12 protein-coding genes are annotated in these 12,823 nt (G+C 74.0%); 7 read left to right on the top strand and 5 right to left on the bottom strand.

The genetic code is table 11. The annotated features are described in order from the left end of the window. Positions 1-240 precede the first annotated feature (240 nt). Entirely contained in the window at positions 241-1,029 is a 789-nt protein-coding gene (locus CLV63_RS30170; protein ID WP_106586642.1) for a 3-hydroxybutyrate dehydrogenase, read from the top strand. Beyond that, a complete protein-coding gene (locus CLV63_RS30165) occupies positions 1,014-2,993 on the top strand; it encodes a helix-turn-helix domain-containing protein (RefSeq protein WP_106586641.1) in 1,980 nt (659 codons plus the stop codon). Before CLV63_RS30170 ends, CLV63_RS30165 begins: the two co-directional genes overlap by 16 nt. A gap of 182 nt (positions 2,994-3,175) precedes the next feature. Here the strand turns inward: CLV63_RS30165 and CLV63_RS30160 are convergent, their stop codons facing one another. The 5 genes from CLV63_RS30160 to CLV63_RS30140 all read right to left on the bottom strand — a co-directional run bounded on the left by CLV63_RS30160 (position 3,176) and on the right by CLV63_RS30140 (position 7,566). Beyond that, the gene (locus CLV63_RS30160) at positions 3,176-3,802 is read right to left on the bottom strand and encodes a pyridoxamine 5'-phosphate oxidase family protein (protein WP_106586640.1); all 627 of its coding nucleotides are present in this window, start codon (positions 3,800-3,802) and stop codon (positions 3,176-3,178) included. A 154-nt stretch (positions 3,803-3,956) separates the two neighbouring features. After that, positions 3,957-5,099 (bottom strand): winged helix DNA-binding domain-containing protein, encoded by a 1,143-nt coding sequence (locus CLV63_RS30155; RefSeq protein WP_106586639.1) that lies wholly within the window; start codon positions 5,097-5,099, stop codon positions 3,957-3,959. 130 nt (positions 5,100-5,229) lie between these two features. Next, positions 5,230-5,943 carry a lysophospholipid acyltransferase family protein gene (locus CLV63_RS30150; RefSeq protein WP_106586672.1) on the bottom strand — a complete coding sequence of 238 codons (714 nt, stop codon included), beginning with the start codon at positions 5,941-5,943 and terminating at the stop codon, positions 5,230-5,232. A gap of 163 nt (positions 5,944-6,106) precedes the next feature. Beyond that, positions 6,107-6,910, bottom strand: coding sequence for a phosphatidate cytidylyltransferase (locus tag CLV63_RS30145; protein WP_106586638.1), 804 nt, complete (start codon positions 6,908-6,910; stop codon positions 6,107-6,109). Then, positions 6,907-7,566 carry a CDP-alcohol phosphatidyltransferase family protein gene (locus CLV63_RS30140; RefSeq protein WP_245929198.1) on the bottom strand — a complete coding sequence of 220 codons (660 nt, stop codon included), beginning with the start codon at positions 7,564-7,566 and terminating at the stop codon, positions 6,907-6,909. Before CLV63_RS30140 ends, CLV63_RS30145 begins: the two co-directional genes overlap by 4 nt. A 250-nt stretch (positions 7,567-7,816) precedes the next feature. Between CLV63_RS30140 and CLV63_RS30135 the strand changes: the two genes are divergently transcribed. From CLV63_RS30135 to CLV63_RS30115, 5 genes are all read left to right on the top strand, one after another. Then, positions 7,817-9,112: a L,D-transpeptidase gene (locus CLV63_RS30135; protein WP_106586637.1), complete on the top strand. Its 1,296-nt coding sequence runs from the start codon at positions 7,817-7,819 to the stop codon at positions 9,110-9,112. Positions 9,113-9,327: 215 nt separating this feature from the next. Then, complete coding sequence (locus CLV63_RS30130) at positions 9,328-9,798, top strand: hypothetical protein (protein WP_106586636.1); 471 nt, start codon at positions 9,328-9,330, stop codon at positions 9,796-9,798. A 131-nt stretch (positions 9,799-9,929) separates the two neighbouring features. Next, positions 9,930-10,967: an NAD(P)-dependent alcohol dehydrogenase gene (locus CLV63_RS30125; protein ID WP_106586635.1), complete on the top strand. Its 1,038-nt coding sequence runs from the start codon at positions 9,930-9,932 to the stop codon at positions 10,965-10,967. Between the two features lie 62 nt (positions 10,968-11,029). Continuing rightward, complete coding sequence (locus CLV63_RS30120; protein ID WP_106586634.1) at positions 11,030-12,076, top strand: amidohydrolase family protein; 1,047 nt, start codon at positions 11,030-11,032, stop codon at positions 12,074-12,076. Further along, positions 12,073-12,804 carry a metal-sulfur cluster assembly factor gene (locus tag CLV63_RS30115; RefSeq protein ID WP_106586633.1) on the top strand — a complete coding sequence of 244 codons (732 nt, stop codon included), beginning with the start codon at positions 12,073-12,075 and terminating at the stop codon, positions 12,802-12,804. Before CLV63_RS30120 ends, CLV63_RS30115 begins: the two co-directional genes overlap by 4 nt. The last annotated feature ends 19 nt before the right edge of the window (positions 12,805-12,823 follow it).

Here is a 12,823-nt window from a genome sequence, read left to right as displayed (position 1 = left end):
GTCCGACGGACCCATGCACGCGGCCGCCCCTGTGGGCATCCGGCACATGGGGGCGGCCGGCGGCGCGGAGCACGGCCGACCGGGCACCGCCAGCGGGCGGCCCGGGCCCGGCGGCGGGCGCGGCCCGGCCCTGATGCGGCCGCCGGTCGGCGGGCATGGGAGCGCGGCACATGACGCGGGCCGCGGTTATGGGGGGCGGCGCCATCCGGCCGCGCCGGGCGCCGATCGTAGATTGGGCGCATGACGACGCGCGACGCACCGCCCGGCCCGCCGGTCCCCGCCAACGGTTCGCTGACCGGCCGGACCGCCGTGGTCACCGGTGCGGGGAGCGGGATCGGCCGGGCGTGCGCGCACACGCTGAGCGCCGCGGGGGCCGACGTCCTCCTGGTCGACCGCGACGGCGGCGCGGTGCGCGCGCTCGCCGCCGCCGGGACCGGGCGCGCGCACGTCGTGGACCTCACCGACCTCGACGCCGCGGCCGAGGTCGCCGTGCACGCCGACATCATCGTGAACAACGCGGGCGTCCAGACCGTCGCCCCGGTGCAGGACTTCCCGCCCGAACGGTTCTCGCTGATCTTGCGGCTGATGGTCGAGGCGCCGTTCCGCATCGTGCGCGGCGCGCTGCCGCACATGTACGCCCAGGGCTGGGGCCGCATCGTCAACGTGTCCTCGGTGCACGGGCTGCGCGCCTCGCCGTACAAGTCGGCCTACGTCACCGCCAAGCACGGCCTTGAGGGGTTCTCCAAGGTCGTGGCGGTCGAGGGCGCACCGCACGGGGTGACCTCCAACTGCGTCAACCCCGGCTACGTCCGGACCCCGCTGGTCGAGCGCCAGATCGCCGAGCAGGCCGACACGCACGGCATCGGCCCCGAGGAGGTCGAGGAGCGCGTGCTGCTGGCCCGCAGCCCCATCAAGCGGCTGATCGAGCCCCGCGAGGTCGCCGCCATGGTGGCCTACCTCTGCGGGCCCGACGCCTCCTTCATCAACGGGGCCTCACTGACGATCGACGGGGCGTGGAACGCGAGTTGACCGGACCGGACCCCGCCGACGCGGGCCACGCGCAACGGCAGTTCCTGGAACTGCTGCTGCGCGACGCGCCCGCGGTCGAGTACGAGCGTCCGCTGGTGGAGGCCAGGGCGGGCGGCGGCGACCCGGCGGCGCTCGCCGCGCTGGAGCAGGCGAAGGTGCTGGCCCTGCGGGTGCGCACCGTCCTGGCGGACCGGCGGCGCCGCGAGTCCGAGCTCAGCGCGCTGTTCGAGACGGCCAACGACCTCGCCGGGATGCGCAACCTCGACCAGGTGCTGCACGCCATTGTCGACCGCGCCCGCAACCTGCTGGGCACCGACACCGCGTACCTGTCCCTGAGCGACCCGGCGTCCGGGCGGGGCGACACCGTCATGCGGGTGACATCAGGCTCGGTGTCGGCGCGCTTCCAGCAGCTGCGCCTCGGCGCGGGTGAAGGGCTGGGCGGCCTGGTCGCGCAGACCGTGCACCCCTATGTCACCTCCAACTACCTGACGGACACCCGTTTCACGCACACCGAGAACATCGACGGCGGGGTGCGGGAGGAGGGCCTGGTGGCGATCCTCGGCGTCCCGTTGCAGTTGAACGGGCAGGTCATCGGCGTGCTCTTCGCCGCCGACCGGCGCGAGCGCCCGTTCGCCCGCACCGAGATCGCGCTGCTGGGCTCCCTCGCGACGCACGCGGCGATCGCCATCGACAGCGCGAACCTCATCGACGACACCCGTACCGCGCTCAGCGAGCTCAACAGCGTCAACCGGCGGCTGACCGAGCACAGCTCCGCCGTCGAGCGCGCGGCAGAGGCCCACGACCGGCTCACCGACCTGGTGCTGCGCGGGGGCGGGATCGAGGAGGTCGCAGCGGCCGTGAGCGGCGTGCTCGGCGGAACGGTCGACATCGTCGAGGGCGGTGTCCCCGCTGCCGAGCCCGAGCGGGCCGCGGCGGTGCGCGCCGCTCTGGCGCGGGGGCGCGCCGTGCGGACGGACGGCGGCTGGATCGCCGCCGCTGCCGCGGGGCCCGAACCGCTGGGGACGCTCACGCACACCGGCGCCGAACTGGACGACGCCGACCAGCGAATCCTGGAACGCGCGGCGATGGTGACGGCCCTGCTGCTGCTGATGCGCCGGTCGGCGAACGAGGCCGAGCACCGGGTCCGCGGCGACCTGCTGGACGAGCTGATCGACTACCCCGACCGGGCCCCCGCGTCGCTGCGGCGGCGCGCCGCCCGGCTGAGCGCCGACCTCGACATCGCGAACGTCGTCGTTGTCGCCGAAGCGGGCGACGGCGACGCGGCGCGGCTGCGCTCGGCGGCGATGCACATCGCGGAGACGTCCGGCGGGCTGGCCGGCACGCGGGCCGGCTCGACCGTGCTGATCCTGCCGGGTTCGGCGCCGGCCCCGATCGCCCGCAGGGCGGCGGCCGACCTCGCGGCCGCGGCGAACGGGCCGGTGACGGCGGGCGCGGCCGGTCCCAGCGACGGTCTGGCGTCGTTCCGCCGCTGCTTCGCCGAGGCGCGCCGCTGCCTCCAGACCCTGCGCTCACTGGGCCGCGCGGGCGAGGTCGCGGCACCCGGCGACCTCGGCTTCCTCGGCCTGCTGCTGGGCGAGGACCGCGACGTCGACGGGTTCGTCACCGCGACCCTGGGTCCCCTGCTCGACTACGACGCCCGGCGCGACACCGCCCTGGTGCGGACTCTGCGCGCCTACTTCGCGTGCGGCGCCAGCCCGGCCCGCGCGAAGGACGCGCTGCACGTCCACGTGAACACGGTGGCGCAGCGGCTGGACCGCATCGGCCTGCTGCTCGGCCCCGACTGGCAGGAGCCGGCGCGGGCGCTGGAGCTGCAATTGGCCCTGCGCCTGCACGGGCTCCTGACCGGCGGGGTCGACCTCGGCGGCCCGGGCGACCGCCCCGCCGCGGCGCCGCGCCCGCGCGACGACAACGGCGGCCTCGACTCGACGGCCGCCCCGGACTAGGTCGTGTTTAAAAAGTCATTTCGGGCTCGCGGCCACCAGACACCGCCTCGCGGCACCGATGTCACTCGAACAGCCAACCAGGCTGAACTTCGTGAATCGGCTTGCGACGCGGCGCCTGGACGGCCGCTCGCTGACCCGAAAGCACTTTCTAAACACTCCCTAGCGGATCGGCGCGCCGGTGGCTAGTACAGCTTCTCGGCGTAGGCCGGGCCGTAGTACTCCTCCAGCTGCTCCAGGGGGACCTCGGGTGCGTCGAGGCTCTTGGCGATGCGGGCCCGCGACGGGATGCCGCCGGGGTTCCACGTCTCGGGCCGCCACAGCTCGGAACGGAGGAACGCCTTCGCGCAGTGGTGGAACACCTCGTCGATCTCGATGACCATGGCGAGGATCGGCCGGTGCCCCTTCACGATCATCGCGTCGAAGAACGGGGCGTCGCGGACCAGCCGCGCCCTGCCGTTGACGCGGAGGGTGTCGCCCCGCCCCGGGATCATGTACAGCAGCCCGACGTGCGGGTTGGCGAGGATGTTGCGGTAGCCGTCGGCGCGCCGGTTGCCGGGGCGCTCGGGGACCGCGATCGTGGCGTCGTCCAGCACCATGGTGAAGCCGGCGGGGTCGCCCTTGGGCGACACATCGCAGTTGCCGTCGGCGTCGGACGTCGCCACCAGGCAGAACGGCGACTGTGCCAGCCACTGCCGGTCGAGGTCGGTGAGCGCGGGGCGGGCCTTCGCGGCGACCCGCGGCAGCGGTTCACCGATGAGTTCGCGCAGGTCCGCCTCGCTGTCGATCCCCACCTGCTCCGTCGTCCCCATGGGCACTCCTTCGTGTCGGTATCGCGGTGTCCAGCGTGCCGTGCCCGTTCGGTCGGCGCCATAGCGGGGCCACCCGGGGACGCGGCACCGTTGGCGTCGGGCCGCGCCGGGCGCGCCGCGCTCCTAAGGCCGGCGGGATGGCGCGGCGACGGTCTCAGGCGCCGGACCGTTTCGGATGCACGGGAACGTCCACGTCGAACCGGACGTCGTGGGCCGCGTCCGGGGCGATGAAGCGCAGCAGCGCGGCGCCTTCCGCGGCGACCGCATCAGCGTCGCGCGCCGGCAGGAGGGCGTCCGGCGTGATGACGTTCAGGACAGCGGTGCCGCGGGCACGCTCGACCGTCCACACGGCTCCGGTGAACCCGTCGATCAGCACGGTGCCCGGCACCGGGCCGTGCTTGGTGAAGAAGCGGGCGACCCGGTTGTCGCCCTGGACCCGGGTGCGGTCGGCGTGGGAGAGCAGCAGGTTGTCGTAGTCGTAGAGGAAGCGCACGGGGGCGGGGGTGTCGGCGCCGGGACGGGGCGCCTCGGGCAGGTCGAACAGTTCGCGGCCGTTCTCGTCGGCGAACACGGCCAGTTCCGGCCGCAGGCGCTCGAACACCGCCGAAAGCCGGGTCAGGCCCGACCACACCTGTGCGTCCTTGACGCTCGCCGGTCCGAACGCGCCGAGGTAGCGACGGACCAGGTCGGCCAGGTCGAAAGGGTCCTCGTCCGGCCGCCCGAGCCAGTGCTCGGCGGGGACGTGGGCGGCGGGCCCGCTGCGCCCCCAGAGTCCGCGCGGCGGCACCTGGACGAGTGGGATCCAGGTGCGCGCGGCCTGGGAGAGGGAGTGGGCGTCGTTGTCGGGCCACGTCTCGGCGAGGCGACCGCCCAGCGCGTTGAAGGTCAGCGGCTCCGCTTCGAGCAGGGCGCGCCCCGCCGCGACGAGCTCCGCCCGGTCCACCCCCGAGAGGTTGCGGCCGAAGTTGCCGGCGAGGCTGCGCTCGTGGACCGGCTCCACCAGCGGGCGCAACCGGTGGCAGTCGCGCGCGGTGACCAGGTGGATCGTGGAGCGCATGAGCGCGATGCGCACGAGTTCGCGGCCGCTGAGCCGGGCCGCGATCCCCTCGGTGGTGACCCCGTTGAGCCTGCCGAACAGTCCGGCGTACCAGGAGTGCGGGGTCTGCGCCTGAAGGCCGCCGAGGTGTTCGACCGCCGCCGCCACCGGCATCGAAGAGCGCTCGAGCAGCAGCTGCCGCGCCAGCACGGCACGGTTCAACGCGCGGCGGTCGAGCGTGGTTCGCGCCTCTGCTGCCATCGGGACTCCTCATCAGCGATCCGGTGCGTCACACGCACTCTAGGCAGCAATTAGGAAGAGACCGCTCCTATTCGAGCGCGCGGGCGCAGGTTTCCAGGCCCCGCCGGTGGCGCCCGCGGCGACACCGCCACTACCCATGGGTCGGGGTCGAGGTCGGGATGGCGGTCTTCGCCTGGGCCGGGACTCGGGCGCGGCGGGGAGGCGCGTGCCGAGGCGCCGGCTCGGCACCGGCCGGGTGGGGACCGCTGTGGTGCCGGACGTCGCGGCGCCCGCGGCCGGCGGCCGTGCCGAGGGCGGCCGTGATCTGCCGCCGGGACTGCTCGATCCCGTCGGCGGGGGTGCCGAACCGCACGGCCACCGGGGAGCGGCGCAGCCCGCCGCCGACGGGCAGCAGGGTCCGCGTCCCGGTGATGGCGGCGGGCACCAGCGGCACCCCCGCCTGCGCCGCGAGCCGCGCCGCGCCGGAGTGGAAGCGGCCGACCGCGCCATCGCGCGACCGGGTGCCTTCGGGGTAGACGATCACGGCGTGCCCGGCGCCGAGGAGGTCGGCGGCGCTCAGCAGATCGGCGCTGCCGCCCCCGCCCCTGCGCACGGGGAAGACCCCCACGAGCGACCGGCCGGCCCATTCGCGCAGCGGGGCGCCGAACCAGTAGTCGGCCGCAGCGGCGGCCTTGGGCCGCGAGCGGGCGGGCAGCGCCGCGAGCAGCGCCACCGTGTCGGCGTGCGAGGAGTGGTTGGCGACCACGACGCACGGGCCGTCCGGGATCCCGCCTTCGACCCGGAAGCCGCCGGTCGACCGGAGGACCGCGCGCCAGAGCGCGCGCCGCACACGCGCCCCGATCATGGCGTCGCCCCGTGCGCCGCCCCGCCCGCGCGGGGGGTCCTGATGGCCTTCCGTACGCATATCGCGCACATCTCCTGCTCCTTTCGTCGGTGTCCCGGCTCCGTCCCGGCCCGGCCGCCGCATCCCGCTGCCGTCCCGGCCCCGCCGCGGCGCCCCCGCCCGCTCACGACAGCACCATGGCCACGGGCAGCGCGAGCAGCAGCGAGTCCAGCCGGTCCAAAAGGCCGCCGAACCCCGGCAGCCACGTCCCCGTGTCCTTCACCCCGGCGCCGCGCTTGAGCATGGACTCCAGCAGGTCGCCGAGCGGCACCGCGACCGCGACCGCGATCACCAGGCCGGGGGTGAATGCGCCGAGCAGGGCCAGCGCCGCCGTCCCGGCGATGGCCCCGCCCAGCACGCCGCCCCACCGTTTGGCGGGCGACAGCGGTGACAGCGGCGGCCCGCCGAGGAACCGTCCGCCGCACCACGCTCCGACGTCCGCGACGGCGACCGCCACGCACAGCGCGAACGCGTGCTCGCCGAGCAGGACGAGGCCGCTGAGCCCGCCCAGCCAGGCGACGCCGAAGACGCCGGCCGCCGCCCGCCGGGCCCCGCCCTCGGTGTCGCCCGCCAGAACGGGGACGATCGCCGCGGCCAGCACCGCCGCCGCGGCAAGCCGCCACATGCCGCCCGGCGCGAGCCATGCCGCGAGCGGCAGCCCGGCGGCCGCCGCGGCGACGACCGCCTTCTGCGCGGCGGAAAGGCCGAACAGCCTGCCGTACTCGGCGGCGGCGACGATCCCGAGCGCCGCGGCGAGCAGCGCGGCACCGGCCGCGCCGAAGTACAGCGCCCCGCCCACGACCGGCGCGATCAGCGCCCAGGTGCACCAGCGCCGGACGAGTTCGCGGCGCCGCGACACCCACACGCCGATACCGCCGGCGCCCAGGGCCCCGGCGACGAACGGGGCGGCGTCCACGATCGCGCTCATGCCGCACCGCCGTGGCCGGTACCGGCCGATCGCGCCGCCTGCTCCCCCGCGTCCCGCCGGCCGGCGCACTGGTCGAGGACGCGCAGCGCGCGCGTGACCCGCACCAGCCGCCACCCCGCCGTGAGCACCGACCCGGCCGCGATCGCGGCGAGCACCGGCACCGCTGCCCCCGGCACCGCGGCGAGGACCACCAGGAGCAGGCACCGCTCGGTCTTGCCGACCGGGCCGCCCTGCGGGCGCGGCGCCCCCGCTGCCGCGCCCGCCAGGGCGATCCAGGACGGCAGGGTCGCCGCCGCGGCGGCGCCCAGCACCCACCCCGCGGGGGCGACCGCCAGGCACCCCGCGAGGACGGCGAACTCGGCGAGGCGGTCGCCGAGCTCATTGCGCACGGCGCCGTTGCGGGTCATCCGCCCGCTGTCCCGCGCGACCCCGCCGTCGAGGTTCGCGCAGGCCAGCCGCGCGGCGAGCAGCACGGCGACGGCGGCCCCCGCGAATGGCCCGGCGGGCAGCAGCGCGACGGCGCCGCCCGCAGCAGCGCCGAACAGCACACCGGACCAGGTCAGGGCGTCGGGCGAGACGCCGTGGGCGACGAGCACCCGGCGCAGTCCCGCCAACCGCGCCGCGTACCAGGGCTTGAGTGCGTAGAGGCCTTTCATGCCCGCCAGCATCGCCGCGGCACAGGGGGCGGCACATCCGTACGGATACTCGCCCCGGCTGAGTATCCGGTCCCGGCCACATCGGCCCTGCGGGCCCCGGCATGCCCGTTTCCGACCTAGACTTGCCATATACGCCCGCTTCCTCCCCAAAAGCGGAACGCACAGGTTTCCAGCGGTCTCGCTCAGGATCAGCACGGTGCCCGCCCCGTCCCGCCGCACCGGTCGCGGCCTGAGCCTTCGGAGGTACACCATGCCGAGCAAGCCCCCCAGACCCACGTCGGCGTTGCGGATCGCGGTCCTCGCCGGGGCCGTCGTGCTCCTCGCGAGCGCATGCACCGGTGGCGGCGGGGGCGGGGGTACCGGCGGCGGCGAGGACGCGCCCGCCGCCGTCATCGCACCGAAGGACGGCGCCACCGAGGTCCGGCCCGACCTGCCCATCACGGTCAAGGCCGCCGACGGCACGGTCAAGGACGTCGAGGTCGAGGTGGTCCCCCCTGAGGACGCCGAGGACGGCTCCGGCGAGGAGAAGAAGAAGGACAACCCCGCCGACGAGATCACCGGTTCCCTGAACAAGGACAAGACCACCTGGACCAGCGACTGGACGCTCACCCCCGGCGCCAAGGTCACGGTCCGGGCCGACATCGCCACCGGCGGCGGCGCCGAGAAGGTCGAGAGCTCCTTCTCGACCCTGCCCGCCACCGAGGGCAAGCGCCTGGAACTGGAGTCGAACTTCCCGTCGAGCGGCGACGAGGTCGGCGTGGGCATGCCGGTCATCGTGAACTTCGACCTCCCCGTGGAGAACAAGGAGAAGGTCGAGGCCGCGATGAACGTGACCTCGGAGAAGCCCGCCGTCGGCGCCTGGAACTGGTTCGACGACAAGACCGCCGTGTTCCGCCCCAAGGAGTACTGGGAGCCGAACCAGAAGGTCACCGTCGACATGCACCTCGCAGGGGTGCCCGCCGCCAAGGGCGTCTACGGGCTGCGCAACTACCGGCTCGCGTTCGAGGTGGGCCGCTCCCAGATCAGCACGGTGAGCAACAAGTCCCACCGCATGGTCGTCGAGCGCGACGGCAAGGAGATCAAGGACTTCCCCATCAGCAACGGCGACGGCACCAAGCCGGAATTCCGCACCACCAGCGGTACGCACGTCACCATGGAGCGGCACACCAACTACAAGATGGACTCCGCCACCATCGGCATCCCCGAGGGCAGCCCCGGCGCCTACAGCCTGACCGTCGCCTACGCCGTCCGGTTCTCCAACAGCGGCGAGTTCGCGCACACCTCCGCGGGCAACCCGTCGCTGGGCTCCGACAACGTGAGCCACGGCTGCACCAACATGAACCTCCAGGACTCCAAGTGGTTCTACGAGAACACCCTGATCGGCGACCCCTACATCGTCACCGGCACCACCCGCGACCTTGAGGTCGACAACGGCTGGGGCTACTGGCAGCGCCCCTGGGACGAGTGGTTGAAGGAGAGCGCGCTCGGCGAGCCCGACACCACCGACAAGCCGGGCTCGCCCGGCTCGCCGCACGGCTCCGCGTAACCGCCCCTCTGCGTCCGCGGGCGCCGCCCCATTGCCCGGGGCGGCGCCCGCGCGTCGTCACACCGCCGGGCCGCGGGGCGCCGCCGTGCCGCCCGGACGCGGCCGACCGGTTTATCCGGCGATTCCCGGCGCACCGGCGGCCCCGTCTCATAGCCTGGGCGCAGGGCCCCGGCCCGCACACCGGGGATCCGCCGCGTCGAGCGATCGGAGTCGTCATGGCCGCCCCCCAGGTCTGTTCCCTCATCACCACCGGCCCGCAGCTCATCCCCGCGGGCGAGGCGTACACCGTCGTGCGCTTCCCGTTCGGCACCGAGTCCTACGACGAGCACGGGATGCACGACCCCGCCCAGCCCGACGGCGAGACCGCCACCGACGGCCACCCCCGCGCGGGCCTCATCTGGCCCTCGGCCGACGGCTGGGCCGACCTCTACGCGATGCTGTTCTGGCCCGACGGCGGCTACAACGAGGTGCGCGACCGCTTCGTCCGCGACCCGCTCGACCTGTCGACCGGCCACGACTCCACCTGCACCCAGGACCACGCCCCGACACCCGGCGGCCAGTACCTCGCCAAGACGTGGGGCATGTTCGTCAAGGTCGGCACCCCGGTGTCGGTCATGGTGCGGCACAACTCCGGATCCGGCGTGAACCTGGACTTCGCCGAGTTCAAGCTCGCCATCCACGTGTGACCCGCGCGGCGGCGCACGGCGGCAGCGGCAGCACTGTCGTCCGCGGTGCGCCGATAGGGGGCGGCGCCCCTTGGCCGCCGCGGCCCGCATGGTCGAAAATGGAGTGAGGCAGCTCACACCAAGGAGGCCGCATGCGTGCCGTACGGGTCCACGGGTACCACCGCCCCCCGTCCATCGACGACATCGCCGAACCCGAGGTCCACGGGCCGATGGACGTGCTGGTCGAAGTGAACGCCGCCGGAGTGTGCCGCACCGACCTGCACATCATCGAAGGGCAGTGGGCCGAGAAGAGCGGGGTGCGGCTGCCGTACACGATCGGCCACGAGAACGCCGGGACCGTGCTCGCCACCGGGTCCGCGGTGACCAACGTCGCCGCGGGCGACACCGTGATCCTGCACCCGTTCGTCACCTGCGGGCTCTGCCGCGCCTGCCGCGCGGGCGACGACGTCCACTGCGCCGACTCCAAGTTCCCCGGCATCAACCGCGACGGCGGCATGGCCGAGCGCATGGTCACCAACGCCCGCGCCTGCGTCAAACTCGCGGCCGGACTCGCGCCCGCCGAGGTCGCCGCGCTCGCCGACGCCGGGCTCACCGCCTACCACGCCGTCCGCAAGGCCGCCCCGCTGCTGTACCCGGGTGCGCACGTGGTCCTGATCGGCGCCGGCGGCCTGGGCCACATCGGACTCCAGTCGCTCGCGGCCCTCACCCCCGCCGACATCACCGTTGTCGACCGCTCCGAGGACGCCCTGCACCTCGCGGCCGAACTGGGGGCGCGGCACACGGTCGCGGCCGACGGCGCGCACGTCGACGCGGTCCGCGACATCACCGGGGGCAGCGGCGCGAACGTCGTCCTCGACTTCGTCGGCGAGCAGGGCACCGAGGCCGACGGCGTGGCCATGACCCGCGACGCCGGCAGCTACTTCGTCATCGGCTACGGCGGCCGGGTCGACATCCCCACGATCGACGTCATCTCGCGCGAGATCAGCGTCATCGGCAACCTGGTCGGCTCCTACAACGACCTGGACGAACTCATGACCCTCGCGGCCCAGGGGAAGGTGCGGCTGCGCACCAAGAGCTACCCGCTCGACGCGGCGCTCGACGCGCTCGCCGACCTCGACGCCGGCCGCCTGCCCGGCGGGCGCGCCATCCTGGAACCCGTGAAGCGCTGACGCCGGGCCACCCGCCTCCTCCACCTCTTCCGCGAATCCCCTCGTGCGCCACGGAGGCCGAAATGTACGAGAAGGACGGCGAGCGCTACTTCATCGTCGACGGACACATCCACTTCTGGGACGGCACCCCCGCCAACCAGGCGAACCGCTACGGCACGGGCTTCATCAACTGCTTCTACGACTACCACCGCAACCTCAGCCCCGAGCACGCCACGTGGGACCTCGCGCACTTCCAGCGGCAGAGCGAGGCGGACATCCTGCACGACCTCTTCGAGGTCGGCCACGTCGACAAGGCGATCTTCCAACCCACCTACCTGACCGACTTCTTCGTCAACGGGTTCAACACCACCGAGCAGGACGGCGTGCTCGCCGAGAAGCACCCCGACCGGTTCATCGTCAACGGGGCGTTCGACCCGCGCGACGGCGAGGCCGGGCTGGCCGCGCTGGAACGCCTCGCCGAGCGCTGGCGGCTCAAGGGGGTCAAGCTCTACACGGCCGAGTGGAAGGGCGACTCCAAAGGGTGGCTGCTCTCCGACCCGTGGTCCTACCGCTACCTGGAGAAATGCCAGGAGCTGGGCATCAGCAACATCCACGTGCACAAGGGCCCGACCATCTACCCGTTGAACCGCGACGCCTTCGACGTCGCCGACGTGGACGACGCCGCCTCGGCGTTCCCCGAACTGAACTTCATCGTGGAACACGTCGGCCTGCCCCGGCTGGAGGACTTCTGCTGGATCGCCACCCAGGAGCCCAACGTCTACGGCGGGCTCGCCGTGGCCATGCCGTTCATCCACACGCGGCCGCGCTACTTCGCGCGGATCATCGGCGAACTGCTGTACTGGCTGGACGACACCCGCATCACGTTCGCCAGCGACTACGCCATCTGGACCCCGAAGTGGCTGGTCGAGGCCTTTGTCGACTTCCAGATCCCCGAGGACCTCCAGGGCGAGTACGGCACGCTGACCCCCGACATCAAGCGCCGGATCCTCGGCCTGAACGCCGCCCGCCTCTACGACATCGAGGTGCCGGCCGGACTCGGCCCCGCGACCCCCGAACCCCTCGGCCCGCCCACGGTCGCCGCCGAGCGCAACGAAGCGGTGCAGCGGTGACCGCCGGGGCCGGGCCGCCCGTCCCGATCACCGCCGTATGGCAGGCGCTGGCGACGGTGCGCGACCCCGAACTCGACGAACCGATCACCGACCTCGGCTTCGTCGCGTCCGTCGACCTCGACCGTACCGGCGCCGTGACCGCGGAGCTGCGGCTGCCCACCTATTTCTGCGCGCCGAACTTCGCCTTCCTCATGGTCGCCGACGCCCACGACGCGCTGCGCGCCCTCCCCGGCGTCGCGGCCGCCCGGGTGCGGCTCATCGACCACTTCGCCGCCGCGGAGATCACCAGCGGCGTCGCGGCGGGCGGCGGGTTCGGCGCCGCGTTCCCCGAAACGGCGGCGGACGGCCGCGACGGCCTGGACGACCTGCGCCGCACCTTCTGGCGCAAGGCGCACGCCGCCTGCCAGGAACTCCTCGCGTTCGGCCTGCTCACCGCCGGTTCCGACCACGCCGAACTGGTGCGGCTGCGGCTGGGCGACCTCGCCGGCCGGGTCGACCGGGCCGGCCTCGACCGGCTCCGCCGCAGGCGCGCCGACCTGGGCCTGCCCGACGGCGACGGTGCGCCGCTGCTGCTCGGCGACGACGGCACCCCGCTCACTGCGGCGGAACTCCCGATCCGGCTGCGGATCGCCCGCACCACCCGCCTCAGCATCGAGGGCAACGCCGACTGGTGCCGGGGGCTGCTCCGCACCCGGTACCCGGAGCGGAGCACCGGAACGGCCGGCTGAGCGGCCGGCCCCGCCCCCG

This window comes from Murinocardiopsis flavida, assembly GCF_003014485.1.
GTDB classification, from domain to species: domain Bacteria; phylum Actinomycetota; class Actinomycetes; order Streptosporangiales; family Streptosporangiaceae; genus Murinocardiopsis; species Murinocardiopsis flavida.
This window is presented reverse-complemented; position numbering and strand designations above follow the sequence as displayed.